The sequence below is a fragment of the Bacillus cereus group sp. N8 genome (assembly GCF_016483685.1).
In the GTDB taxonomy this organism is placed as follows: domain Bacteria; phylum Bacillota; class Bacilli; order Bacillales; family Bacillaceae_G; genus Bacillus_A; species Bacillus_A proteolyticus.
Genome location: NZ_JAEHBK010000012.1, coordinates 88,347 through 113,440, shown reverse-complemented (window position 1 = coordinate 113,440; position 25,094 = coordinate 88,347). Strand labels below are relative to the sequence as shown.

Sequence of the window (25,094 nt, the reverse complement as noted above, 5' to 3'; positions counted from 1 at the left end):
AATAGTGAATTGCTCCAAACTAGAAGATTTATATTATATTTGTAAGCTAGTCTTTGACATACATAAAACACCTATCTTTTTCATTGATAACAAAGGGGATTTAGCATTTGAAATCTCGCCCAATTTTCAGCATAACCCTTTGTATTCTTCAAAAGAGGAGTTATTTAATCAACTATTTAAGGAAAATCCACCCTATACTTTTCCAGTACTAGAAGAGACTTCTTTTCTTGAAAATTTCTTCTCAATTAGCTTACGTTTGAACGATCAACTTAGTGGGAATATCATCGTTGGACCTGTCCTCTATTCCAGATTATCAGAAACCTCAATTAAAGGACTCATTAATGATCTTCAACTAAAAATAGACAAAGAGAAAATGATACGATATTATCATTCTCTCCCCATCTTCAGCAATTTGAAATTTTTAAATGTAAGTATGATTCTTTTTTACATGCTATATCAACAAAAATTAGATATTGCTGATATTTTGCAAAAAAATATACTATTAAAAAAGGATGATTTTGAGATTGAACAGCCTGATATACATATATCGGAGCAACGTCAAAGTACATTAACTCATATCGACCCACTAATTGAAAGAGAAATTTTCGAGTGTATTAAGCTTGGAAAAAAGGATGATTTAATTAAAAATCTAAGGAGATTACCTGAATCAGGGGATCTTGGGGTGTTATCAAAAACAAGTCATTTGCGAAGCCAGAAGAATTCTGCCATCGCAGCAATTACACTTGCGACTAGATCAGCTATAGATGGTGGACTATTCCCTGAAATCGCATATACCCTCAGTGATTTATTTATTCAAAAACTCGAAGAAATAAATAAAAGTGAAGCCATTTCTCCATTTTTGGAGAATGCTTTACTTGAGTTCTCAGAACGAGTAAGAAATGTGACAATACAAAAACATTCAAAGCCTATAAACGTATGTCAAAATTATATATTTACTCATCTTTACGAAGAAATCACACTATCCCAACTAGCAGGAATAGTCGCATTAAATCCTAGTTATCTATCTTCCCTTTTCAAAAAAGAAATTGGAATTTCACTAGGCGAATATATTCAACGTGCTAAGATCGATGAATCAAAAAATTTAATGACCTTTACGAGACATTCTATATCCGAAATTTCTACACTATTAAATTTTCATGACCAGAGCCATTTTACAAAGGTCTTTAAAAAACATACTGGTGTTTCACCTAAACAATTTAAAAATGGATGTTTTTAATGTTTATTATTCTACCAATAGATTTATTTAGTTGCTTTACATTATTAATAAAAAACCCCTCGACTCGTGTTGAGGGGTTTTTACTAATAATGTAATATACGTTTTTCTGTTTCCTTTCCATTCTCAATACATGGCTTGTGAGCTAAAGGAAAACAAATGGTGTAAATATTTCTCTAGCTTCTCCATATATATCCTAATATAAAAATAGTTTTATTTTTGTTTGGAAAGTTCAAACTCCTTTTATGAATTGTTTGTCATTCCATATATAAGCCCTGAAATATATGGAATTAACCAAATGAACCACACAATTACACTAAATGTGTGAAACTTTGCAATCATTTTTATATCCTTCTTCTTTAAAACTACAGTGGCCCACACAGCATGAAATAACATAAGTAAAATTGCTGATAAACCCGTAATCCCATGAAAGCTGAATAGAGAACCTTCTGAAGCCATTTTCTCCATTAATGTAGTACCAATCGTATCGCATGCTAATCCAACCCAAAATATAATCACATGCCAAGGTTTTAATGTTTTTTGAATCTTTTCACTCCAAACCCCAATTGAATAAAAAATAAGTGCTGCTGTAATAAATGTAATAGCAGACGCTAGCACATCAATCACCCCTTTACAAAATTTCTCTTCCTTTTACAAGATTTATTTTATCTAAGGATTATGAACAGAGTATGAATGGAAGATTATCCTTCCAAATATATATAGATGGGCTATGTTTTGCTAAACCAAATACATAGGACCACTAAATCTGGTGCGCGATATTTACTTTTTCGTTTAACAAATCCTACTTTTCTAGCTAATTGCTCTAAAGCATCAGGCGACATGTATCGTTGTAACTCTTAAAAAAATAATTCCAGTTCATCAGAAGTCGATAAATCCATACGAAAAACGCCACCCTTTCTGTATATTTCTACAAAAAGAATAGCGTTTTTTTTCGTTTAATAGATACATTTTTTTAGCTTGATAGCGATGTAATGTGCCCCCTATAAATAATAATAAAAGATAAAAGAACTCAATTAATTACCAATTTATTTTTATGCACCACAAGTATTAATTAAAGTTGCTTTAGATATATAACCACCTATTGAAGATATATATAACCATTAAGATGAATTATCATAATGTCCTTGGACATATTCTCCATTACCCCAAGTACCAGTTACATTAGTATCTTTATTAATGAAACCTACAACCTTAGCGCTAGCAGATGCTGATTTTCGTACATTAGCGCCATATACACCTACTTTTCCTCCATTTGTACAAAGACCTGATACATCATTTTTTTGTAAAGGATTAATTGTTGAAAATGATGAGGTGATACAAGTGCAAGCAGGAATTATTTGTAAAAAACGTAATAATGAATACAAGCATCTAAAGCAATATGATAAAAGGTTGTTGGTCCTCCATGCCCATCAACCTTTTATTATGAAGTAACACCTGAACGTATTATATTATTGTTTTTTATTAATAGACATAAAAATATTTCATTTGTTTTATTGATAATTTCCAAACACAATTGTAAAATGTTTGTATATATATAAACTAAACAAAATTACGTTTAGTTTTATCGAAAGAGATAGAAAGTATTAATAACAATAAAAAAATGGGTATATCACCTACTAAGAGCCGTAAAAAGAATAGAACCAGTACGGAAAAGATACTTTCGTAAAAAAATTTAAAAATAAGAATTATTTGCTCTTGAAGAAAAGTGACTAGAAAAGTTACAACCATATCGAGAATAAGGTTATACCAAAAAAGTCTTAAAATGGGGACAAAATTATGGAACAAAGAAAGTTTTCAGTAACACCTCAAGATCGAATGAATTATATATTAGGTCTTTATTCTGCAGATCAACAAATTAATGCAGTTCTTTATTTTCCTGTAGGTATATCAAAGAAAATACTTGAACAATCAGTAAGGATAACGTTACAATTGCAGCCGATTTTGAACAGCCGGTTTGTAGAAAATGATATTCCTTACTGGGAGGAACATTCATCTGCCACTAACTCAGCCATTTGCCTTTTTGCAGAAGGAAATGATCAAGAACTTGAAATAATGGCAATAGATTTTATTAAGGAACCTGGTGATCGTATTCAGGGGCCTATGGTTCAAACAAAATTATTACGAGGCACTACGACAGATATGTTAGTTGTGAAATTATCTCATCTATGTTCAGATGGTGCAGGGGTCAAGGAATATATTAATTTGCTTGGAGCAATTTATACTCAACTTTCCTTGGGACTATCTAAGAATCAAATTATAAAGGAATTTGGTGAGGGAAATGAGAGTTTTCGAGATCAATCACATGTATTCAAATATGCTGGAATATCGGACATAAAAAGCGCGTATCGTCCTAACCAAGAACAACAGGCATCGTTATGGTCTTTTCCATCTCATCCCAACAAAAATAACTCCCCTCAAATGTCCGTACGGCGGTTGAGCCATGAGCAATCTCTACGTCTAATCCAATGGACAAAAGCACAACAGGCTACCTTGAATGATGTAATCATGACTGCATACTTCCGAGCTTTATCACATTTCACTGTGTATGCAGAACCTCGCACCTCAGAAAAAATGATCGGTTTAACAATTGATTTACGTCGATATCTGCCTAATTATACAACTGGTGCTATTTGCAACTTATCCGGCATGGAAATGCCAGTGATTAAAATGGAGGAGGATGAATCATTTAATCAGACTCTCGTTCGAATTAAACAATCAATGGATAAAATAAAGTCTCAAAATCCAGGTCTTTCTTCAGCAGCAGGAATGGAGCTACTGGCAGGTATAAAGCTATCTGTGGTGAAGGAAATGTATAGTCAGCAATACGAACAGGCTTTACAGATGGGGATGGCGTTGCCGTTACTGACAAATTTCGGGGTGATCGCTGATGAACCTATTCAGTTTGGTGAAATTCAAGCTGAGGACGGGTATATGACATCGCCCATTATGTATGCGCCATTCTTTTCAATGGGTGCAAGCTTCTATAATGGAAGACTTACATTTACGATTGGTTATCATACACCGGATACATCAAAAGAAAAGGTAGACAAATTTTTAGAAAGTGTTGTTAATCAACTACCATAAATAAAAGAGAATATAGCGCAAAAATTTCTAGCGGAATTGTATTTTAGGGGCTCGTCCCCATGTCTATCGAGTTAACAAAACAAAATACCCCCTGAAATGAAAAAAGACGTTATTCTTTCTGAAAAATCATAGGAAAAGATAACGTCTTTTTATCAAACTTTTTTACAAGTTATCAATCTTTATTATAAAGTGAAACTTTAATCGGTGGGGGTTTTGTTCATCACCCACTGATTATTAGCCCACACCAATCGGGCTCTTCTTTGTTTATATGCCATTTATTAAAATAACTATTTTGTTCAAATTTAATTAATATACAAATACTTTTGATGAGCTTTCCTCTAACAAACTAGAATTATAATTAGGTGCTAGTACGATGTTTGTATATGTTCCTGTACCCGAAAGATATTTGTACCTATGTTTTAACCCTGATGGAATAAAAACAGATGCTGGACTTTCAATTATTTGCAATTCTCCTTCAATTTCTACTTCACACATGAGACCAGTACCATCTATTCTATTCCCCCAAAAAATAAAGGCACTATCACAATGATGTGCATGAGTATCTACATGCCCTTCTAAGTTCTCATCCATATGAGCGTCGTAAAATACACGCTGTATTACATAAAATGAAGCACGTTCATCAGTTCTATAATCCATCTGTACCCAACGCTCTCCTGGACCATCACGATGATATAAAAGCTCAGATGCTCCTTTTACAAATGGTTTACTAACTCGAAGAGACTTTGAAAGCCGAGGCCCTTTTCTTTCTATACGTTTTTGTTGTATGTTCCTTACTCTTCCTAACATTTCAGGTTGAATCCCCTCGTATGCTGAGTAATTCTGCTGAACAGCTTTTATATGATAAGATGCAGTATGAGTAAATATATTCTTTCCAATAATCGGTCTCCAATGATCTACTTGACAACCAGTAGCTAATTGGAGAGATTGCGTTAATTCAGGAATCATCTGTAGTTTAAAGCACTGTAGATTACGCTTTTGAGATAAAAATACTGATAAATTTAGCAGATCAACAATCCCAGCACGTTCACCTATTCCACACAATGTAGCATCAATGACAGATGCCCCCGAATCGATTGCAGCAAGAGCATTTGCCATGGCTAATCCTAAATCATTATGAAGATGAACTTCAATCTCACAAGGGAATGTCTCAACAGATTTCTTCACGATTGTAGCACACTGACCTGGCTCCCAAATTCCTACAGTGTCTGCTAAACTGATTCGATCTGCTCCAGCTATATGTGCAACCTGTCCAATGTAGGCGATGTCTTCCCATTCCGTTCGTGAAGCATCTTCAATAGTAAAACGGATTTTCATTCCTAAAGATTTTGCTTCTTCAATAGCTTGTTTCACCTGATTAATAACATAATCTTTTGATCGATTGGTGTATTTTGTTTGTAAAGAAATAGGATTAATAGACGCCCAGATTCCTATCCAATCGGCACCGGCACGATAAGCCGCATGAACTTCTTCTTCTTTCGCCCGAGCATGCATAAGTATTTCGGCGTGCTTTGCAGATGCTGCAACTTCTCGGCAAATCTCTTCTTCTTCTTCAGAGATGCCAGGGTGTCCAACTTCAATAAGACTTACTCCAAAATCCTCTAACATGTGAAGTAATGTAATTTTATCTTCCTTGGAGAAACGAATACCACATTGTTGTTCTCCTTCACGTAAGGTAGCATCTAATATTGTTAAACCCTTTTTCATTCCTGTTTGCCTTCTTTCGCCTCTATAAAGTTTAATGTTTGTTCGAATAGGATATTACGATTCTTTTCATACACAGCCCAGTGTGTTGCATCGGGGATTACTACTTCTTTTTTTTGTTTTGCACTTGTTAATTTTGACATCATATTTCGGTCTGCAAATATGTCATCTTCCCCGTAAATGACAAGTAATGGAGTGGTAATCTTAGATGCATCATATAGAGGCTGATTTTTCCAAATATAAAATAAGTCTTCAAGTGGACCAACTGGTCGACGAATCGTTTGATTATTTTTCTTACTCATAGGATCTGAATCAATAAAAACTTGTTTTACGGCATCCATTGCTTCGTTTGTAACAATTTTTTTATTTCCCATCATCATATGCCAATGATGCATTCCTTTATCAAAGTCTACGATTTGGTAAGCTGGTGCTTCAGGATTAAACTGATTAGGTTGTAGTGGGTTTTCGAAAGGTTGTGTCATCATAGGAAGTGTGAACCCATGCATATACCCATATAAAATAAGCTTATTAATATCTTGAGGATGGGATATTGCATAATTTCCAGCCACAACGCCTCCATATGACCATCCAACAATATGAATTTTTTTTACGTTTCTTTTCTTTTTAATCCAATTTACAATTGTTTCCAGATCTTTGGTTGCATCATTCAAATGAATAACCGGACGGTTTTGGGAAGAAGGATCTGACATTTCTTTAGGGCGAGAAGAACGACCAAACCCTCTGAAATCCATAGCCCAAGTATCATACCCTTTTTTGGCATACTCATCCATCCATGAAAATTTTGGCACATCAAATGCCTGAGCTGTAGGTACACTGAATGGTTCTAAAAATAAGATAATTTCATCAGATGTATATTGTTTTTTATTATTTAAGTTTTTATGAAGTAAAAATAATTTTTCTTCTCCTTGCTGAATTTCTAATTCTTGTTTTACTACTTTAGAAGTTTGATCATTTTGAGAAGTTTCTTTGATATTAGAACAACTAGACATAAGTATTATCAAAAAAATCCCTACTAAACTAATGTGTGTCCATTTTATCCTCATTTAGAATATTCCTTTCATTTCATAGAAATAATAGCTATGATTCCCGCCGCGATAATTAATCCGGCTGGTAATCCTTTTGTAAATATTACGGCAATAAGAGTACCTATTAAGACACCTAACAATATCGTAGGATTCATAGGTAGAACTCCTACACCTTTTCCTCCTATGTATGACACAGTAAAACCTGCTAGAATGAATCCTAATCCGATAGGAGAGGTAATTAATTTTATTACGTTTTCACTTGTAATCTTTCCAGTTGTGATTGGTACTAAAAGGAATAGCATCAGAAAGAAAATACCAATTGGAAAAGAATATTGTTGAATAAGATGTAATAAAGTTTTTTGTCCAACAGCAAGTAAAACTCCTAATAAACAAGCCGCACCAGCTAGCGCATAATCCTTAACAATCAGAGCGAGTGTAACAATAATCCCCAGTAACAAAAAAGGAAGCATATTCTCTTACCTCATCTATAATGTTGTATAATCCCAACTATCATTTTCAGGTACAGACACATGTACCATATTTTGATTTGCAAAGTTAATTTGGATTAAATTTGGACTTATTACAGGTTTTAAGTCTTCTCGATTTATTATAAATTTAAATGCTTCAAAGCTTGCTAGAATGCCTACTATATTCGCAACAGGAGAGATTACCGCCCATGGTCGATTTTTTTGTACATAACTATTTGCCCAGTTCTCATCCGCGCCGTACGTGACAGAATGAAGAGCACGCCCATCTTTTAATTTATGAATTTCATCTTGGATTTCTGTTGTTAACTCTTTTTGATAAGACGGATATCCTAACGCAATTTCATAGGGTGTAGAGTCAGGAGTAAAAGACATGACGCCACCTCTAAATGGAGGCGTCACCGCAATCCAAATTGAAGGAATTCCTAGTTTCTGAGCTGTACGATGGATAATCACTCTCGCTACTAAATTATCAGTTGCATCTATAATGATATCTGTATTCGTTAGAAGCTCTAATGCATTGTCCTCGGTAACAAATTCTTTTGTTATCTCTACTTGTAATAATGGATTAATGTCTTGCAAAATTTCTAAAGCGACCTCTGCTTTTCGCTGTCCTAATTTACTGATGGAACTTAGCATTTGTCGATTGATATTACTTGCTTCAAATACATCTTGATCAATAACATGTAAAGAACCCACACCCATTCGCGCCAATTGGATAAGTGTAATTCCTCCTACGCCCCCTGCTCCAACTACAGTAACTCGAGAATTTTTTAATTTCTCCTGCTCCTCTACAGAGATAACACCAATATTTCGCGTAAAACTTTCTTCATATATATTTTGCATATCATTATTTTTTGTCAACAAATTGTATTCCTCCTTACAGTGTTTTATAATCCCATCCACCTTTTGGGACTTCTTTTACTTGAACCGGGATATGACTATCTAAATCTATTACAATGCCTTTAGGCGCTCTAGCTAGAGGTTCACGACCAGTTAAAACTTGTATTGCTTCATGAAAACTAAATAGTGACAATAGATGAGCACGCATCGGCGTGATAATCCATCCTGCTTTTCCATCACAAAAATCTTGCGCCCACTCTTTTGGTGCGCCTTTCTCCACAGAATACCAAGCTCGACTTTTCTTTATATCAGCAATCTGTTGTCTTAATTCTTGATTTGTTAATTTGCATCCGACACTTGAGATATTTAATGCTTCTTCATAAGGAATTCCGGATGGGAAAAATGTAGAAACAAATCCTCGTGTTGGGGGGCTACCTGACACCCCTACACTTGGTATACCTAATTCTCTAGCTGTTCTATGTATAATGACTCTTGAAGGCATATCATCTACGGCTTCTAGTACGATATCATGCCCTTTTATAAGCTCGATTACATTCTCTTCATCGACTCTTGTTTGGATAAAGTTTGTTGATATATAGGGATGTATATCTTTTACAACCTGTTCTGCAACTTTTGCTTTTGGTTCACCTATCACACTAGAAAGCGCTAACATTTGTCTGTTAATATTAGAAACTTCAAATTCATCGGGATCAACACCGGTAATATGCCCTATTCCCATTCGCGAAAACAGAATTGCTTCATATCCACCTACTCCCCCTAGTCCAAAAATAATGACCTTCTTATTTCGAAGACATTCTTGTTCCTGTTCAGAATACACACCAATATTTTTCTTAACCATTTCCCAATAATATGAATCCATATCCATTTTGGAGTCTCCTTTATATGTAGTAACCATTTCAAAAAATAAGTCCTGTATATAAAAATAGTCTAGAAGTATGTCGTTTTTGTGTGATATTTGTAAAAAAATAAAAAAACTTTCAATTCTAATTTTTTAAACAAATGAAGAACTCGAAGATTTAAAGGAGGGGATAATCAGGTTTTCCACTTTTAAACTACAGGAATTCCAATGGGTTTCAGGTGAAGATATAGACAATGTAACTCATTTCTTATCTATAAGATTCTTTTTATATGATAAAAGAGGAATTGTAGGTATTGAGGTTGTAACTGACAATAATCTATCAAAGCCTTACTGGATGCGTTCAAACCTGTTTATTCTTACAGAACCTAATCGAATTGATGATTTTGCAAAAAGAATAGGTTACGCATACCCGACTCGATTAATTTAGCAATAGGCTCATCGTCATTTGTTTCTGCTCCTCCAGATACATAACTCAACATCTTTTCTCTTATAAACTTATGTACAATAGGGACGGGAGCTGGAATAGATGCAAGAATCATCTTTATGCGTATTTACGCAAATACAAAGACTGGATCCAATAAACTAGCCGTAGCAATATGCTCAGGATTATATCTGGCCAAATTCATTGTTGTCCAACCTCCAATGGAGACACCCACGATATGCACTTTTTCTAAACTTAATCCTTCAATTACTTCATTTAACCATTCTGCTTGTTGTTTTTGGTTTTCAATCACCTTCGTTTGCACACTCATTCCAGGTTCACCGAGTAAATCTATCGTGTAAACAGGCCTTTTCTCCCTTAGCCCTTCTAAATTGGGTACCCACATTGGAGTAGATGCACCACGTCCAGGGAGTAAGAGTATTGGCTCCTTATGTTTGTTTTCCTCTTTAGTAAAGTAATAAGCACGAATTGTGCCGTATTTAGTTTTTATATCTTTCGTATCGTTAGGTTTTGGAAGAAGTGCCATTGATTCATCGTAGGCAATTTGAAAGTCTTCCTTTCCTTTTTCAGATGTAAAGTGACCAATCTTATTATCATCTCTCTTCATTTGAATTCCTCCTTTCCATGAATATATTGATGAACTTTATCAATATATTCATAGCAATAATCCATTAAAATTTTATCTTCTTTAAGCCTAGTGAATAGGCTAATCATTCCTAATATCCTACACTGATAATAAGCATTTTCATTTATAATTCACGAGCAATTTATGATTCCAATTGGGGCCAACTTATGAGTTAAAAAACACATTACGTTATGTTGTTTGTTTTTTAGATATAATAATTATCAAATTTATTTTGATAAAAAAAACGCTCTTACATCTAATTCTGTAAGAGCGTTTTTATACTTACTTATTTTCAAATCTCATTTTTACATAATAACTTTCCGTTTTTTGGATTTTAGTTTTACAGCCTCCCTATTTTCTGTAGAAAATCCTGTATAATTACCTTCACAAAAAATAAATTCATGTTTAATATTGTAAACCCATTATCTTTGTTACTTGTTTGAAGCGCTCCCCAATATCGATTTAAACAAAAACTCCCCTTAAATCAAAAATGATTACGGGGAGTCAGTTAAATATGATGAAGTTACAGTTCGGATTTCACTTGAACAGAAACATTGTTTTTAATTAAATTTTTGACGTCTTTAAAGGTAACAAAATTGTTACTTTGCTCATCCCAAAGACGGAAACGAATTGAACGCAAGCTTGTGGCAAGAGTAATCGTTGGTACATTTTTTAAAGGAAGCGTATTATTGTGTGCCTCTTCTAGTTTATAGTTAGGTACTCTTGGACTCAAATGGTGAACATGATGATATCCAATATTACCAGTTAGAAATTGCAGAATTTTCGGAAGTTTATAAAATGAACTTCCCTCCACTGCCGCTTTCACATATTCCCACTCTTTATCTTCTTCAAAATAAGAATCTTCGAATGTGTGCTGTACGTAAAACAGCCAAATACCTACTGAACCTGCTATTAAGAATATCGTACCATGTACTAAAAGAAACGATTGCCATCCGATTGCCCAGCAAAGTACCCCTACTAAAGCAACAATTAAAACATTCGTCAAATAAGTGTTCATGCGTTCTTTCTTTCTAGCACCTTTTCTGTTAAATCTATTTTTAAGAAGGAAAACATAAATCGGACCTAATCCAAACATAACCAACGGATTGCGATATAAACGATATGCTAAACGGCGTCTAAATGGTGCTGCTAAATATTCATTCACTGTAAGCGTCCAAATATCTCCTGTACCTCGCTTATCCAAATTACCACTTGTAGCGTGATGAACGGAATGCTCATGCCCCCATTGATCAAACGGGAATAAAGTTAAAACACCCATACATGTTCCTACTATTCTATTTACACGGCGACTTTTAAAAAAAGAATAATGGGTACAATCATGAAAAATAATGAAAATCCGTGTCATAAATCCAGCTGCTAACAGAGATGGAACCAATGCTAACCAATAAGAAACGGACAAACTTTTATAAGCAAGGTACCATAAGATAATAAATGGCACTACCGTATTGATGATTTGCCAAATACTTTTTTTTGCCGTTGATTTTTCAAAAGGAGCAACTTGTTTTTTTAAATTTTTAGTATTTTGTAAGGTCATTTTTCTAATTCCTTTCCTTTTTGTTGCTAATTCGTATTATAACACATTATTAGTAGTAGGTGTTATATGTAGGTATAATAAATATTTTATAATATAAAAATCTCTTTTTTCTTACTCATTCCTTACAAATTGCTTACGTCCAGAATGGCTTCTATTAATGCTAGTCTCATTATCTTTTTACGAAGATTCGTCATTGGTGTTCCTCCATAAGCTGTTTTCGACATCCTCAATGTAACATTCGTATGTAAACAAGGATTTTATTTTACATAACATTTACGTAAGCTTATATATTTATTCTTTTTTATTATTAATTCTCCATTGTCACGAAACTAACAATAACCAGTTTTCTAAAACGATAAAAAACGAATAACATACACAATGAACGTAATGTTCACATGTTGCAACTGATTTTACCGGAACTGGATCTATTTCATGAAACAAATCAAATTGCATTTCAAATAAAAAACTAGTCTATTTTGAAAACTTCCCTCACTTTTATTTAACTTTTATTCTATATAAAATGTAAAAATTTAATGTCCGTTTATTTAATTTCAAATCTATGATATATTCAAAATATTAATCACGCAAAGTTAATAAAATGAAAACAAGGTAAATTTATGAAAAAATACATTTTATATTCATACTAAAATTACATAGTTTTTAGTATAGAAAGGAAATTCAAAATTTGAATAAGAATTTAACCAAAATTACATTAATAAGCGGTATCGCTCTTATACTTTATCATTTTTTCAAATGGTATTTAGTTGAATTCCTTACCCCATTTGTTATGCCATTTCTTTCAATAATAGTTCATGGATTGTTTTTCTTAATATTAATTTTCACAATCATACATCTCATTAAATACAAAAATTGGAAACCGTTAATTATTCAACTAATCATAGTAATTACTTGGATATGTATACCATTTAATGAGATTTATATAAATTTAGATTTTATTATCTATAAAGAAGACCGTGAAAAAGTTATAGCACTTATAGAACATAAAGAGTTAACTCCTAATGTTCATTATGATAGTAGACAAATTCATTTACCTAAACAGTTTGCATCCACTTCCAAAAACGGTGGGGATGTAATTATTCAACAAAATAAAAATGGTATTTCTGTTTTCTTTTTTACTTATCGTGGTATATTAGATAATTTTTCAGGATTTATTTACACACCAAATGATACTAGACCAAACAAATCCGACTTTAATAATGAATATAAAGAGATCACAAAAATAGAAAAAAGCTGGTATTATGTCACATCATATTAAAGAACACAAAAATTTTCTTTTAATTATATTAAAAACATACCGTATTTATAGAAAGAGAATGCTTGTATACTATATACTGATTTGTACTGTATTCCCTAATTAGGCCCGACACGAATTCTTGTCGTATTAGCTCATTCAAGGTGATGCAATTTTTTCACAAGCGATACATCTTTTTTATCATATACGTCGCTTTAACACCACTCAATATAGAGGTTGCTGTTTTAAATGACTCGAATCTTAACATAGGAGTAGCATCACACATCAATCAACTTAAGATTTTTCTCGTTTCGGATTATTTGTTTTTCTCAGCTTGATTGTGACAGGGTACTGCCAACAAAAAGTGATTTTCGTACGCTAAGCAATCTTCTATATAAAAAAGCCGATTTCCTGTAATCTAAAGGATAATCGGCTTTTTTATATTCATTTATTTGTAGTAGTTGAAGAAATTCTAAAGGTATAATCATATTAATTATTATCTATAAAATAATTCGCTTCTCAGTTTTAGAGTCGAAATAATGAACTTTATCCATATTCAAAACTAGATCTATATTTGATTGACTTTGCACATCTAAAGAAGTATCCACACGAGCTACAAAGGATTGACCATTAATGTTAGAATATAGATATGTTTCTGCCCCCATTAATTCTGCTACATCAATACACACCGTTACTTTTGCGTTATATGGTAACGCCTTGATTGCTTTTCCATAATAAAAATCTTCTGGACGTACTCCTATTATGATTTCTTTATTCGTATATCCGTTATTTCGCAAGCCTTTCATCTTCTCTTCTGGCACTTCAATTTTCCACTTATCAATCATAACTGCATTATCTGTTAATACTCCTTTGAAAAAATTCATTCCAGGAGAACCAATGAATCCGCCAACAAATACATTCTCTGGATTATCATACACTTCTTTCGGTGTACCGACTTGTTGTACAATCCCATCTTTTAGCACAACAAGACGAGTTGCCATCGTCATCGCTTCTATTTGATCGTGTGTAACGTACACGTTTGTTGTTTGCAGCTGCTTGTGTAATTTTGTAATCTCAGCACGCATTTGAACGCGTAGCTTCGCATCTAAGTTTGATAAAGGCTCGTCCATTAAAAATACTTTTGCATTTCGAACAATCGCTCGGCCCAAGGCAACACGCTGGCGCTGCCCACCTGAAAGTGCCTTTGGCTTTCGGCTTAAATACTGCTCAAGCCCAAGAATTTTTGCTGCATGTTGCACACGCTGGTCAATTTCTTCTTTACTGTATTTTCGTAGTTTTAATCCAAATGCCATGTTTTCATAAACACTCATATGCGGATACAGTGCATAGTTTTGAAACACCATTGCGATATCTCTATCTTTCGGCGAAATATCATTTACACGTTTTCCGTCAATATAAAAGTCGCCATCTGAAATCTCTTCAAGTCCTGCAATCATACGTAATGTTGTAGATTTCCCACACCCTGAAGGGCCAACCAAAACGATAAATTCTCCATCATTTACTTCTAGGTTAAAATCTTTTACGATTGTCACATCATGATCATATTTTTTGTAAATGTTTTTGAATGATAGTTGAGCCATAATATCCTCCTAGAATTTGAGCTATATTTATACATATTGTTAAAAATTATGATGACATGAATTATAAAATTTTCGAAATATCCTTCATACTGTCTAAAATATAATCTGCTTGTCCTTCTAAATCTTCTTTCCTACTCGCACCCGATAAGACGCCCACTACTTTAATGTTACTATTTCTCGCAAATGTAACGTCTGTTAATGTATCACCTACCATAAGCACATCTTCTTCAGCTAGAGAAAATTTTTCTTTAAACATATGATAAAAATCACTTTCAGGTTTTGTTCTATTCACACCATCATCTGCACCTAAAAAATCTACGTAATCATATAACTCAGTCATTTTCAAAGAATGAATCGCTGCATCCACATCGTCTGCCGTAACAACCCCAATAATATATTCATTGTCTTTTAAATATCGTAACGTTTCCTTTGCACCTTCCACTTCTGTAAATACAAGATCGTCTGCTGTAGAGTACTTTTTGAATAAAAGACATACATCATGAATGAAATTCTCTTTATCCACATGTTGATTTTCTAACAACGAGTACCACGCAGCCGCAATAAAGTAATTTGTGCGACATGCTAGTAAACTCGTACTCTCAAAATCGTTGTCATTCATACCAATAATCGATAAGTAATCATCTCTTTTACTTTTTACATTTGGATACGTTTGAAATATATCATCTAACACACGATGCACAATTTTATACCAAACTGAATCTAACTGTATTAATGTTCCATCTTTATCAAAAATAATTGCTTTATTCACCTTTTATTCCCCCTATAACTTCATTCCATGTTTTCATATTTTTATTCTCAACTTTATTATGAATAGGATTAATAAACGCTACTAATTCGTCCTCTTCCCATCCCTCAACCCTAGCATACACCCCTTCATTTAATGAAAATTCAAAAGTTACGTTGCTGCCAGATTTTTGTTCAATTATTTTCCCATTTATTATTAGTCTCCACTCACACGGTTTGTCAGTAGAAATATTGTAAATAATGTTTCCTTTAGCCTCATCACCGACATAAATCGTTTCACCTTCGTTTTGAATATCTATCGCTAATTTTCTAAATCGAGAGAAATAAATCCGTCCCTTTTTGATTGCAAATTTTAAGTTTTTAATAGATAAACCATTACATAATACATATGTTCCTGGATCACCATAAATGGATGGGTCTTTTGACCCCGGGAATGTTTTAGACGGATGTAAATGAGAATCACTTCCTCCTATTCCCCAGATTTTAAGACCATTTGACCACATTTGATCGAAACAACGTAAAGCTTCTAAAGTAGATGATTTACTTTTTTTATAAGTTGGATCACACATAATTTCCATCGTATGAACATTTTCTAAGTTAATATTCACTTGGTTCGCCCAAGGCTTCATAAACGGATGATTCACACTCAATAAATAACCTTTTTCTTTCAAGAATGAAAATAGTTCATTCATTGTTTCCGCGCTAAACAATTCATCTACATACTTTGTAAAATCAACGTATTCCTTTATCCCGAATATGTTGTAATGACCGTAAGGAGTTGTAAGTTCCATAGATGGTATAATTAATGTGTTTCCTTTTTGATACGATGGCATAACAATATTGTGTTCCGTCGCATATAAAAAATCTAATTCCTGTTTTTCACATACTGTCATTCCAAGTTCATCATCTATCTCGCCATCGGTTAAATCTGTGTGCTCATGAAATTCTCCTTTGTACCAGCGATATTCTTCATTTATTATCTTTTCATAATTGTATTCATCAATAAAAACATTTTCCTTGCAAAAGTGCTCTCTATTATACTTTCGTTCCAATTGCTCATTCACTACTATATTTACTGTATAGTCAACTTTTACTCCAATAAATTTCACTACTTTCTTTGCACAATGAGGGATATATATGACTTCTAATTCCCAATTACCTGACTGTATTTCTCCTCCAATACAACCAGCAGAACAAAATATTGAATCTTTTGAAACGACTAGTTTTTCATTTGCAACTGGCGTTTGGTATTGTATACGTACATAACCGTTAGGGTCTCGCAAAATTAATAATAGCGGAATTTTCCGGTTGCCCCCTTGATCAATAGTTAATGTAAAGTTTGTAATATCAGTTTCATCCATTTGGAAACAATGTTTATTTTTTACGAATGGAGAGAGTGTTATCGTACTTGTTATTTCAATCATCGTTCTCACACCTTTTTACGTTTTAATGATGGAATTTTAGAGGCACTTCCTTCGTTCAAAAGCACCTCATGTTGGTAATATTACTTCTTCTTTTTCAGAACTTTATCTAACTCTTCTTGTGCAACCTTAGCTGCTTCATCTAATGCTTTTTTCGCTGGAACTCCTTCAATCTCTACTTTATCTTTCGCTACATTTAAGGCGTCATTAATTTTACCGCCCGTTGGATCTACAAATGGCCCCACTCCATAATTGTTAGCTTGTTCTAATGGAACTAATGCTTGTGGTTGTTTTTTTACGAATTCAGCATATGGACCATACTCTGTTACATTGTTGCGAACAGGGATATATCCTGTAGCCATGGACCATTCAGCCGTTTTCTCCGTACTTGTCGCAAACTTCATAAAGTCATACGCGCCTTTTACTACTTCTGGATCAATGTTTCTCGTTAATGTGAATAAATATGTTTCTAGTTTTGGCGCTGGTTTATGATTACCCCAAGCAGGCTGAGGTAATGCTTCAAATGTGTTAAGGCGTTCTTCTTCCGTCATTCCTTTTCCTAATGATTTAAAAACAAATCCTTGATCACCAGATGATCCTGTAAATCCTAATGTTCTACCTTCAACTAAATCAATTACAGTTTTATCCCAATATTCCCATCCAGTACCACCTGAATGTATTTTCATAATTTTATCTTCATGTAGCCATGTACGGAATTTCTCCCATACCGAAACCCAAGTGTCATCGTTAATTAATACTTTTTTACCATCTTCGCTTAATACGTTTCCACCGGCACTGCGAACCGCATCAATTAAATTGGAAGTTCCCCACATCGGCATCCAGCCCGCATATGTCACATTTCCATTTTCACCACGTTTTGCGACTGTTTTTGCTACCTTTTCTACACCTTCCCACGTCTTTAAATCATCTTTTGTAAAGCCGTTCTCCGCTAATGCTTTTTTATTGTAATAAAGAATTTGCGTTGTACCGTAGAATGGAATTCCATACAACTTCTCGTCAATTGTTGCTTGCTCCATAAACCCTTTTCCATAATCTTCTTTTTTGAAATTAGTATCATTTTTAACATATTCATCTATAGGTACGATTAACTGTTTTTTAGCATATTCTTGAATGACATCAGAACCTAGTAATGCAATTGCTTCTTGATTATTCGCTGCAAATCCACTTTGTAGCTTTTGATAAGACTCATCGTAGCTACCAGCTTTTGTCGTTTTCACTACATATTTGTCCTGACTTTTATTGTATTCTTCCACAATCTTATCTACACGATCTGCAAGAGAGCCCCCTACTCCATTAATGAATGGAACAACAACCTTCTCTCCTTCTTTACTCGCTTTAACCGTACTTCCTTTTCCGCCTGAACAACCCGCAAGTGCACTAACAAACAATGTTATAACTGTTAGAAGCATGAATAGTTTTTTCATCCCACAAATCTCCCTTACTATTTAATTACCCCTTTATTCCTGAATCAGTAACACCTGATAAGAACCATTTTTGTAGAATCAAAAATACGATTAAGAGCGGCACTGTTGCGATTGTACTTGCAACCATAATGTGTGACCAATCTCGCCCTAAGGAACTATTAATGAAATAATCAGCAATTCCATTCGTAATTAACTTTTGCGTATTATCTTTCAATATAAGAGCCGGCCAGACGTAATTATTATAATTACCAATAAATGTGACCAATCCTAGTGTTACAAATGATGATCGTGTCATTGGAAAAATAATCTTCCAAAGAATACGCCAATCACTTGCTCCATCAATTTTGGCTGCTTCTACTATTTCAAAACCAACTTTGTGGAACGTTTGTTTTAAATAGAAAATACCGAATACGCTAACAGCCATAGAAATCATGTATCCAAAATGTGAATCAAGTAGCCCGAATTTCCCTAACATTACATATACAGGAACATACGAAACAGCTCCAGGAATCATATAGGTTGCCATCACGACACTAAATGTAATATTTTTACCTTTAAACTTGTAAAATGCTAACATATAAGCAAACAGTGCAGATGAAACAAGCACATATATAGTAATGATGAAAGATGTATAAAAACTATTAAATAAATATGTGTTAAATGGTAGTATGTCTAATACTTGTCGATAATTTTCCCAGTGAAATTCTTTAGGCCAAAAACCTCCTTGTAATACTTCACTAGATGTTTTAAACGAACCAAGTACCATCCATATGAATGGAAAAACAAATAGTATACTTGATAATGCTAAAAAGAGATGCTTTACAATTAATGGACCTTTTTTCATATTATTCACCTTAATAGTTCACCCACTTATCACCTATTATTTTGTTAATAATAGATAGTAAAATTGTAATGATTAGTATGATAAATGCGATTGCTGTTGCAGATCCCATATCAAACTGTTCAAACCCTTGTTGGAAGAATAAATACAGTAACGTACGCGTCGAACCACTAGGCCCACCTTGTGTTAAAATCTTTATTTGATCGTAAGCCTGCACCGAAGAAATTGTATTGACGACAACTAAGAAGAAAGTTGTTGATGAAACCATTGGCAGTGTTACATATCGAAATTTCTGCCATGCATTTGCCCCATCAATACTAGCTGCTTCATATAAACTATCTGGAACTTTTTCTAATGCACCGATATAGAAAATCATCGTCCAACCAACTAATTTCCAAACCGTCATTATAATGACTGCTAACATCGCTGTTTGACTACTTTGAAGCCAGTCCAAACCTGGTATCCCGAAAAAGTTTAGCACTTTATTAATAACTCCAAATTGAGGTTCATATAAAAGTGACCACACAATGGATACAGCTATTGTTGGCGTTACCCAAGGTGAAAAGATCATTAATTGGTACAATGCGGAACCTTTAAATTTTTTTCGAAAGAATAATGCGAATCCTAAACCTAATGCTATCGTCGGAATGACTGTTCCAATTCCGAAATAAAACGTATTTAACAATGCTTGCATAAAAGAATCTTGTGTAAACAAATTGAAATAGTTTTCTAATCCAACAAAGTTAAAATCATTCGTCATAAAATCCCAATCAGTAAAACTAATACCTAAACTAATGAAATTCGGAATAATCCAAAACAATATTAGAGGTATTCCAACTGGTATTAAAAAGAACACAGCTTTTGATAGTTTTATTTGCATTCTTGCCACCCCCTAATTCATATTGTACGAGTATATTATTAACACAATGTTGTTATTTTGTTAACTAACTGTAAAAACAACAAATTAACAAAATAAAACAACATATAAACAAAAGAAGACTATTTCTCAACTTACTAAGAAATAGCCTTCTTTTAGTTTTTCTATACTGTTATTACTTCAACCCCATTACTTGTTAGCATATTTTGCCACGATTCATCGAGCTTCGCATTCGTATATAACGCATCTATATCACTAAAACTTCCGCTTTTATAAAACTTTGTCAAATTAAACTTTGATTCATCAGCCATCATTACAACTTGTTTTGCATTATTCTTTAGCTGCTTAAATATTTGTGCATCTTCAATATAAGAACATGTCAGTTCTTTTTCTAATGAAATACCATCACAAGAAGCAAATAATTTATTAACAGTGAAATGATCCAGATAGTTTAATGTCATTTCTCCAGACAATGCTAAGGAATTCGTATTCAATATTCCCCCTATGACTATTAACCTACAATCAAAGGAATCATACTGGTCTTTCAGCTCAATAATTTTATTTACAGCTGGTATCGAGTTTGTTAAAATTGTCAAATTCTTTTTATCGTATATGTAATCTAAAATTTGCATTGTGGTTGTCCCAATTTCAATTGCGATAATATCATTATCTTCTACGATTTTACTTGCTTCCATTGCAATTTTTCGTTTTTCTTCAATATTTTCAGATCGACGTTTATCAAAATGAAATTCTAGTGTTTGATCTTTCTTCTTAATTGCACCACCATGTATTTTCGTAAGCTGCCCTTCCTTGTGCAACATATCTAAATCTCTTCGTATCGTTTCTGTTGTAACATTTAATACCTTTGCTAAATCATTTACCATCACTCGGTTATACTTTTCTAATTCATCTAGTATGTGTTTTCTTCGTTCAAATTGTGTGTACGATTTCATTTCATTAACACCTCGTCAAATTACGCAAAATATTGATTTTCTAAAAACTCTTAATATACAAAAGGCTTAATCTTTACTTTTAACATAACATCATTTACAGAAATAAGGAACGATTATCTTCATGAAATTTCAAAATTAGTTTAACAATAAAAACAATATTAAAATAAATAAAAATTTATTGTTAAACGATAAATTTCATGTTAAATTTAATAGATAATTAATAAATGAGGTGCTTTATATGAAACAAGGATCAACACTCTTTTTAAAGACAGCTATTATCCTTATCGGTATTCCTGTTCTTGCTTTATGTATATTTTTAGTTCCTAACATAGGGAATTATGCAGCGGAATTGTACCCCGATATTGCATATATAAAATATCTTGTTTTACTTAATCTATATGCAACGGTTGTACCTTTTTATTTTGCTCTGTATCAAGCTTTTAAACTTGTAAGCTTCATTGACAAGGGGAACGCCTTCTCGAAATTATCTGTTAGAGCTTTAAAGAAGATAAAACACTGCGCAGTAACAATTAGTATATTATATGTAGTAGGCATGCCACTCTTCTATCTTGTGGCGGAGAGAGATGACGCACCTGGTATTATTATACTTGGGATGCTTCTAATCTTTGCTTCAATGGTTATCGCAGTCTTTGCTGCCGTTCTCCAAAGACTGTTAAAAGATGCGATAGATATAAAATCAGAAAATGATTTAACGGTCTGAGGTGAATAACATGGCAATAATAATTAATATTGATGTAATGTTAGCTAAAAGAAAAATGAGTGTAACTGAACTTTCAGAGAAAGTTGGAATTACAATGGCTAACCTTTCTATTTTAAAAAATGGAAAAGCAAAAGCAATTAGAATTTCAACTTTAGATGCTATTTGTAAGGCATTAGAATGCCAACCTGGAGATATTTTAGAATATCAATCTGAAGATACCGAATAAAAGAGTCCTTCTTATAATGAAAGACTCTTTTTATTCAGTATTACGGCGCAAAACTAACTTGACCAGTCAAAACTAAAATAATCGCGATCATCCAAAATATAAAGAATGATGAGGACAGTATTAATGAAATAATAGCAATCCCCTTCTTCTCTGTTTTTTTCGTCATTGTGATTATTGAAAGTATAATACCTACACCTGTCAGAGCAATCGTTATATAATCTCCAACTATATTTCCTGCATTCGCTATCCTCGTCGGAGTTATAAAAACGAATAAAAAACACATAATTCCGATGAGCAAAGATACATAGCTTATTATGCTGTACTTCTTTTTGAGAACTATTTCTGTTTTCATAATTACCCACCCCTTCTATATAGCTATGAGTTCATATCAGCACGAATAACCATAATTTGGTTAATGCAAAAAAAACAGATACAGCGGAAACTTCCGCTGTATCTGTTTTTTATTTAATATATAAACGTGCTATTTCTTCTTTATCATTATAAGTAATGATAAAGGTCCGTTGTTCTTTACTATATTTCGCTACAAGAACAACAGTATATAAACCAGCTTTTTCTTCTGATAATCCCGTTTTTATTTTACTATCAAATTTATCATGTGCACTTCTTTATACTTTGCTTCATTTGCTGCGCTTGTAAAAGTAGAAGCTTTAATCAAGCCATTTATAAAGAAAACTCCCTATTTCTATCAATAACTACCTTAAAAAACTCAGAGTAATGTGATAAAGAATAGTCCGCTACATCACATTTATCTTGAAACATACATGTTGTAATACCTAATTCCTTCGCAGGCAATAGATCTAACTCTCTATCTCCAATTGCTAGATCAATATTGTGCTTTTTATGTAAATGATCATAAGATAAAGAGTTCGGTTTTCGAGGGAAACCATCGTCAATTGTAACCATATCGATGAAGTATTTGTCCCATCCGTAATACTTTAAGATTTCCATAACTCCTGCCCTATGTTTATGTGTCATAATCACGTTTTTATGCGCAAATTTCAAAATCTCTTCGACACCTTCAAATGGTTTCATATCTTTTGGAGTAAACTGCTTCTTCAAAACTTTAATCTGTTCTTCCTGTTCATTTGAAATGTTGTAATATTGAATTGCGTGGGAATATGATATTTTTAAGTTTTTGTATATTTCTCGTTTATCTACTGCATCACCTAATATTTCAGAAAGCATCATTGTATATGCAGGATACGTATTAAATAACGTCCCATCAAAATCCCATAATATATTCATTTTATCCACCTTCTATTTTGTACTTACTTACATTGTTACATATTGCGTATTACGAAATCCGCCCTCTCCCTCGGCAATTCCTCTTCCAAATAATATTCCTCAGCTTTCCAATACCTACTTTGAAACTTTGGAAGGTTTTTCTGCGTTTCCTCACTCTCGCGAAGAAACCTTGTTTCTCTTGAACAATCTAAGTACACCATATAATAAAAGAAATTTCTCCATTCTTTTCGCTGCAGAAAAACACCTTCAACAATTATTACACCTACTAAAGGAAGGTGTATTTCTTTCATTTCACATGTGTCTGTTTCATCATGATAGTATGGCAACTCTAATTGCATGTTGCTTTGTAACTTCTGAAATAAGTTTTGCTGCAACCACTCTATATCCCATTGAAGGTTGTAGTACTCATACCATTCTGCAAATCCAGTATTATATCGCTTGTTACGCTCGGTAATATGATCATCAATATGGAATATATGAAACGGGATTCCACTTTTCTTCATATCTTCTTCCAACTCTTTAACCAAAGTTGTTTTACCTGAACGACTTAGACCATCTACACCTAATATAAATCTCTCATCTTTATGTTCCTTAATAACTTTCATTATTTCATTTGTGCTCATTATTTTTGCCAATCTTCTTTTAATAATGAATAAACGACCGTGTCATGAGCAACGTCATTTTGAATCATATATTTTCGAAGTAATCCTTCTTCTTGAAACCCAGATTTTTTTAATAAATTACGTGAAGCTTCATTTTCTATATATACGACAGCTGCAATTCTTATAAATTGCAACGTTTCAAATCCGTAAGCTAGCATTGCTTGCAGTGCTTCAGTTGCGTATCCTTGTCCCCAATATGTATCATCTAGCTCATAACCAATTTCAGCTCGTTTATGATGATTGTTAATTAAATGAAACCCACACGTTCCGATTAATTGATCCGTACCTTTCTTCTCTATCCCCCAGCGAAATACGCTTCCCTCTTCATTACGCTTTCTAAACGTTTGAATAGTCGTTTTCGCTTGCTCAATATTTTCGAAAGAATCCATCCCAAAATAACGAATAACGGATTCTTTTGAAAAATAATGGAACATCGTTTCTGCATCTAACAGTGTAAGTTCTCTTAATAGTAAACGTTCTGTTTCTAATTTTGGAAACCCCATCCTCTTTTTCTCCTTCTATTCTAATGAACTACAAATTTCAATATAATTACCGTCTGGATCAGCAATGTAAGCAATTGTTTGTCCCCACGGTTTTACGATTGGCTCAACTAGAACTTTAACCCCTTGTTCTTTTAATTTCTCAATCGTTTCCTTTACATCCTCTACAACAAACCCTAACTCAAAATGAGAAGATTGTAGTACACCTTCTGTAAGAGGTAGTCCCGTTAACTCCTTAACATCCTCTCGTGTATTCATCGCTAAAATTGTTGCTCCTGTTTCAAATTCAATATATGTACCGTGTTCAGCTCTTATTGGCAATTTTAAAATTTCTTTATAAAACTGAAGACATTGTTCAAACTTTTCTACATATAAAATAATATATTTCATTTTTAAGTTCATAATTATTCCCCCTTCACCTCTAAAAATTCGACAAATGTTTTTAAAAACCTTGTACCTCATAGAGCCGAGCACAAAAAAATGAGGCCGATTTCTCGGCCCCCAGCTTATTGGCATAAAACAGGAGATTTGGTTTGGACATAACCAGTTCGTACTTTTATTATATTTTATTTTTTCTGAATTTTAAATGCATTAAACACCTATTTATATTGAGAAAGTTTTTTTACT

At 33.3% G+C, this 25,094-nt stretch carries 25 protein-coding genes and 4 pseudogenes; 6 read left to right on the top strand and 23 right to left on the bottom strand.

Annotated elements, in window-relative coordinates; translation table 11 throughout:
- The first annotated feature begins 4 nt into the window (after positions 1 to 4).
- A complete protein-coding gene (locus JDS80_RS18290; RefSeq protein ID WP_199639551.1) occupies positions 5 to 1,237 on the top strand; it encodes a helix-turn-helix domain-containing protein in 1,233 nt (410 codons plus the stop codon).
- 240 nt (positions 1,238 to 1,477) lie between these two features.
- On the opposite strand, the gene JDS80_RS18285 is transcribed toward JDS80_RS18290, so the two are convergent.
- Both JDS80_RS18285 and JDS80_RS18280 read right to left on the bottom strand, forming a co-directional pair.
- A complete protein-coding gene (locus tag JDS80_RS18285; RefSeq protein WP_071746356.1) occupies positions 1,478 to 1,852 on the bottom strand; it encodes an HsmA family protein in 375 nt (124 codons plus the stop codon).
- Positions 1,853 to 1,968: 116 nt separating this feature from the next.
- Positions 1,969 to 2,133 (bottom strand): annotated as a pseudogene (locus JDS80_RS18280) (IS4 family transposase); the annotation flags it as partial.
- A 298-nt stretch (positions 2,134 to 2,431) separates the two neighbouring features.
- Here JDS80_RS18280 and JDS80_RS18275 point away from each other — a divergent pair.
- Positions 2,432 to 2,686, top strand: a complete 255-nt coding sequence (locus JDS80_RS18275; RefSeq protein ID WP_199639549.1) for a hypothetical protein — start codon at positions 2,432 to 2,434, stop codon at positions 2,684 to 2,686.
- Between the two features lie 345 nt (positions 2,687 to 3,031).
- Positions 3,032 to 4,339 carry a condensation domain-containing protein gene (locus JDS80_RS18270; protein ID WP_199639547.1) on the top strand — a complete coding sequence of 436 codons (1,308 nt, stop codon included), beginning with the start codon at positions 3,032 to 3,034 and terminating at the stop codon, positions 4,337 to 4,339.
- 306 nt (positions 4,340 to 4,645) lie between these two features.
- Here the strand turns inward: JDS80_RS18270 and JDS80_RS18265 are convergent, their stop codons facing one another.
- The 7 genes and pseudogenes from JDS80_RS18265 to desA all read right to left on the bottom strand — a co-directional run bounded on the left by JDS80_RS18265 (position 4,646) and on the right by desA (position 11,937).
- Positions 4,646 to 6,064, bottom strand: coding sequence for a homocitrate synthase/isopropylmalate synthase family protein (locus JDS80_RS18265; RefSeq protein ID WP_071746358.1), 1,419 nt, complete (start codon positions 6,062 to 6,064; stop codon positions 4,646 to 4,648).
- Positions 6,061 to 7,125 carry an alpha/beta hydrolase gene (locus tag JDS80_RS18260; protein WP_199639544.1) on the bottom strand — a complete coding sequence of 355 codons (1,065 nt, stop codon included), beginning with the start codon at positions 7,123 to 7,125 and terminating at the stop codon, positions 6,061 to 6,063. The genes JDS80_RS18265 and JDS80_RS18260 overlap by 4 nt, the downstream gene beginning before the upstream one ends.
- A 14-nt stretch (positions 7,126 to 7,139) precedes the next feature.
- Positions 7,140 to 7,577, bottom strand: coding sequence for a DUF441 family protein (locus tag JDS80_RS18255; RefSeq protein WP_199639542.1), 438 nt, complete (start codon positions 7,575 to 7,577; stop codon positions 7,140 to 7,142).
- A 15-nt stretch (positions 7,578 to 7,592) separates the two neighbouring features.
- On the bottom strand, positions 7,593 to 8,459 hold the full coding sequence (locus tag JDS80_RS18250) for a HesA/MoeB/ThiF family protein (RefSeq protein ID WP_083596232.1): 867 nt from the start codon (positions 8,457 to 8,459) through the stop codon (positions 7,593 to 7,595).
- Between the two features lie 13 nt (positions 8,460 to 8,472).
- Complete coding sequence (locus tag JDS80_RS18245; RefSeq protein ID WP_199639540.1) at positions 8,473 to 9,321, bottom strand: HesA/MoeB/ThiF family protein; 849 nt, start codon at positions 9,319 to 9,321, stop codon at positions 8,473 to 8,475.
- Between the two features lie 392 nt (positions 9,322 to 9,713).
- A pseudogene (locus JDS80_RS18240) lies at positions 9,714 to 10,364 on the bottom strand (alpha/beta fold hydrolase); the annotation flags it as partial.
- Positions 10,365 to 10,905: 541 nt separating this feature from the next.
- On the bottom strand, positions 10,906 to 11,937 hold the full coding sequence (desA, locus tag JDS80_RS18235; protein WP_071746362.1) for a Delta(5) desaturase DesA: 1,032 nt from the start codon (positions 11,935 to 11,937) through the stop codon (positions 10,906 to 10,908).
- A 685-nt stretch (positions 11,938 to 12,622) separates the two neighbouring features.
- Here desA and JDS80_RS18230 point away from each other — a divergent pair.
- Positions 12,623 to 13,213 (top strand): hypothetical protein, encoded by a 591-nt coding sequence (locus JDS80_RS18230; RefSeq protein ID WP_199639538.1) that lies wholly within the window; start codon positions 12,623 to 12,625, stop codon positions 13,211 to 13,213.
- A gap of 169 nt (positions 13,214 to 13,382) precedes the next feature.
- Here JDS80_RS18230 and JDS80_RS32350 read toward each other — a convergent pair.
- The 8 genes and pseudogenes from JDS80_RS32350 to JDS80_RS18195 form a co-directional block, all read right to left on the bottom strand.
- A pseudogene (locus JDS80_RS32350) lies at positions 13,383 to 13,457 on the bottom strand (IS6 family transposase); the annotation flags it as partial.
- A 232-nt stretch (positions 13,458 to 13,689) separates the two neighbouring features.
- Complete coding sequence (locus JDS80_RS18225; RefSeq protein ID WP_199639536.1) at positions 13,690 to 14,790, bottom strand: ABC transporter ATP-binding protein; 1,101 nt, start codon at positions 14,788 to 14,790, stop codon at positions 13,690 to 13,692.
- Between the two features lie 61 nt (positions 14,791 to 14,851).
- The gene (locus tag JDS80_RS18220) at positions 14,852 to 15,559 is read right to left on the bottom strand and encodes an HAD-IA family hydrolase (protein ID WP_199639533.1); all 708 of its coding nucleotides are present in this window, start codon (positions 15,557 to 15,559) and stop codon (positions 14,852 to 14,854) included.
- Positions 15,552 to 16,979 carry a CehA/McbA family metallohydrolase gene (locus JDS80_RS18215; RefSeq protein ID WP_199639531.1) on the bottom strand — a complete coding sequence of 476 codons (1,428 nt, stop codon included), beginning with the start codon at positions 16,977 to 16,979 and terminating at the stop codon, positions 15,552 to 15,554. The genes JDS80_RS18220 and JDS80_RS18215 overlap by 8 nt, the downstream gene beginning before the upstream one ends.
- Before the next feature lie 80 nt (positions 16,980 to 17,059).
- Entirely contained in the window at positions 17,060 to 18,421 is a 1,362-nt protein-coding gene (locus JDS80_RS18210; RefSeq protein WP_199639529.1) for an extracellular solute-binding protein, read from the bottom strand.
- Positions 18,422 to 18,446: 25 nt separating this feature from the next.
- Positions 18,447 to 19,265: a carbohydrate ABC transporter permease gene (locus JDS80_RS18205; RefSeq protein WP_002200098.1), complete on the bottom strand. Its 819-nt coding sequence runs from the start codon at positions 19,263 to 19,265 to the stop codon at positions 18,447 to 18,449.
- A gap of 10 nt (positions 19,266 to 19,275) precedes the next feature.
- The gene (locus JDS80_RS18200) at positions 19,276 to 20,142 is read right to left on the bottom strand and encodes a carbohydrate ABC transporter permease (RefSeq protein ID WP_199639527.1); all 867 of its coding nucleotides are present in this window, start codon (positions 20,140 to 20,142) and stop codon (positions 19,276 to 19,278) included.
- A 161-nt stretch (positions 20,143 to 20,303) separates the two neighbouring features.
- Positions 20,304 to 21,092: a DeoR/GlpR family DNA-binding transcription regulator gene (locus JDS80_RS18195; protein ID WP_071746369.1), complete on the bottom strand. Its 789-nt coding sequence runs from the start codon at positions 21,090 to 21,092 to the stop codon at positions 20,304 to 20,306.
- 238 nt (positions 21,093 to 21,330) lie between these two features.
- Here JDS80_RS18195 and JDS80_RS18190 point away from each other — a divergent pair, with 238 nt between their 5' ends.
- Together JDS80_RS18190 and JDS80_RS18185 are read left to right on the top strand one after the other, a co-directional pair.
- Positions 21,331 to 21,813, top strand: a complete 483-nt coding sequence (locus tag JDS80_RS18190; RefSeq protein ID WP_071772907.1) for a DUF2975 domain-containing protein — start codon at positions 21,331 to 21,333, stop codon at positions 21,811 to 21,813.
- A 10-nt stretch (positions 21,814 to 21,823) separates the two neighbouring features.
- Positions 21,824 to 22,039: a helix-turn-helix domain-containing protein gene (locus tag JDS80_RS18185; protein WP_199639525.1), complete on the top strand. Its 216-nt coding sequence runs from the start codon at positions 21,824 to 21,826 to the stop codon at positions 22,037 to 22,039.
- Between the two features lie 40 nt (positions 22,040 to 22,079).
- Here JDS80_RS18185 and JDS80_RS18180 read toward each other — a convergent pair whose 3' ends face one another.
- The 6 genes and pseudogenes from JDS80_RS18180 to JDS80_RS18155 form a co-directional block, all read right to left on the bottom strand.
- The gene (locus JDS80_RS18180) at positions 22,080 to 22,391 is read right to left on the bottom strand and encodes a hypothetical protein (RefSeq protein WP_071746371.1); all 312 of its coding nucleotides are present in this window, start codon (positions 22,389 to 22,391) and stop codon (positions 22,080 to 22,082) included.
- 109 nt (positions 22,392 to 22,500) lie between these two features.
- Positions 22,501 to 22,709 (bottom strand): annotated as a pseudogene (locus JDS80_RS18175) (DUF3887 domain-containing protein); the annotation flags it as partial.
- Between the two features lie 11 nt (positions 22,710 to 22,720).
- Positions 22,721 to 23,305, bottom strand: coding sequence for an HAD-IA family hydrolase (locus JDS80_RS18170; protein ID WP_199639523.1), 585 nt, complete (start codon positions 23,303 to 23,305; stop codon positions 22,721 to 22,723).
- A 35-nt stretch (positions 23,306 to 23,340) separates the two neighbouring features.
- Positions 23,341 to 23,928 carry a kinase gene (locus JDS80_RS18165; protein ID WP_199639521.1) on the bottom strand — a complete coding sequence of 196 codons (588 nt, stop codon included), beginning with the start codon at positions 23,926 to 23,928 and terminating at the stop codon, positions 23,341 to 23,343.
- Positions 23,928 to 24,470, bottom strand: a complete 543-nt coding sequence (locus JDS80_RS18160; RefSeq protein ID WP_199639518.1) for a GNAT family N-acetyltransferase — start codon at positions 24,468 to 24,470, stop codon at positions 23,928 to 23,930. The genes JDS80_RS18165 and JDS80_RS18160 overlap by 1 nt, the downstream gene beginning before the upstream one ends.
- Positions 24,471 to 24,485: 15 nt before the next feature.
- Positions 24,486 to 24,869 (bottom strand): VOC family protein, encoded by a 384-nt coding sequence (locus tag JDS80_RS18155; RefSeq protein ID WP_088009443.1) that lies wholly within the window; start codon positions 24,867 to 24,869, stop codon positions 24,486 to 24,488.
- Positions 24,870 to 25,094: the final 225 nt, after the last annotated feature.

Excerpts from the sequence above, each read along its gene's own strand:
- desA (WP_071746362.1), bottom strand. The coding sequence starts at position 11,937 with ATGACCTTACAAAATACTAAAAATTTAAAAAAACAAGTTGCTCCTTTT.
- JDS80_RS18195 (WP_071746369.1), bottom strand. The coding sequence starts at position 21,092 with ATGAAATCGTACACACAATTTGAACGAAGAAAACACATACTAGATGAA.
- JDS80_RS18200 (WP_199639527.1), bottom strand. The coding sequence starts at position 20,142 with ATGCAAATAAAACTATCAAAAGCTGTGTTCTTTTTAATACCAGTTGGA.
- JDS80_RS18265 (WP_071746358.1), bottom strand. The coding sequence starts at position 6,064 with ATGAAAAAGGGTTTAACAATATTAGATGCTACCTTACGTGAAGGAGAA.
- JDS80_RS18270 (WP_199639547.1), top strand. The coding sequence starts at position 3,032 with ATGGAACAAAGAAAGTTTTCAGTAACACCTCAAGATCGAATGAATTAT.
- JDS80_RS18260 (WP_199639544.1), bottom strand. The coding sequence starts at position 7,125 with ATGAGGATAAAATGGACACACATTAGTTTAGTAGGGATTTTTTTGATA.
- JDS80_RS18170 (WP_199639523.1), bottom strand. The coding sequence starts at position 23,305 with ATGAATATATTATGGGATTTTGATGGGACGTTATTTAATACGTATCCT.
- JDS80_RS18155 (WP_088009443.1), bottom strand. The coding sequence starts at position 24,869 with ATGAACTTAAAAATGAAATATATTATTTTATATGTAGAAAAGTTTGAA.
- JDS80_RS18180 (WP_071746371.1), bottom strand. The coding sequence starts at position 22,391 with ATGAAAACAGAAATAGTTCTCAAAAAGAAGTACAGCATAATAAGCTAT.
- JDS80_RS18215 (WP_199639531.1), bottom strand. The coding sequence starts at position 16,979 with ATGATTGAAATAACAAGTACGATAACACTCTCTCCATTCGTAAAAAAT.
- JDS80_RS18275 (WP_199639549.1), top strand. The coding sequence starts at position 2,432 with ATGAAACCTACAACCTTAGCGCTAGCAGATGCTGATTTTCGTACATTA.
- JDS80_RS18255 (WP_199639542.1), bottom strand. The coding sequence starts at position 7,577 with ATGCTTCCTTTTTTGTTACTGGGGATTATTGTTACACTCGCTCTGATT.
- JDS80_RS18165 (WP_199639521.1), bottom strand. The coding sequence starts at position 23,928 with ATGAGCACAAATGAAATAATGAAAGTTATTAAGGAACATAAAGATGAG.
- JDS80_RS18210 (WP_199639529.1), bottom strand. The coding sequence starts at position 18,421 with ATGAAAAAACTATTCATGCTTCTAACAGTTATAACATTGTTTGTTAGT.
- JDS80_RS18185 (WP_199639525.1), top strand. The coding sequence starts at position 21,824 with ATGGCAATAATAATTAATATTGATGTAATGTTAGCTAAAAGAAAAATG.
- JDS80_RS18160 (WP_199639518.1), bottom strand. The coding sequence starts at position 24,470 with ATGGGGTTTCCAAAATTAGAAACAGAACGTTTACTATTAAGAGAACTT.
- JDS80_RS18225 (WP_199639536.1), bottom strand. The coding sequence starts at position 14,790 with ATGGCTCAACTATCATTCAAAAACATTTACAAAAAATATGATCATGAT.
- JDS80_RS18205 (WP_002200098.1), bottom strand. The coding sequence starts at position 19,265 with ATGAAAAAAGGTCCATTAATTGTAAAGCATCTCTTTTTAGCATTATCA.
- JDS80_RS18190 (WP_071772907.1), top strand. The coding sequence starts at position 21,331 with ATGAAACAAGGATCAACACTCTTTTTAAAGACAGCTATTATCCTTATC.
- JDS80_RS18245 (WP_199639540.1), bottom strand. The coding sequence starts at position 9,321 with ATGGATATGGATTCATATTATTGGGAAATGGTTAAGAAAAATATTGGT.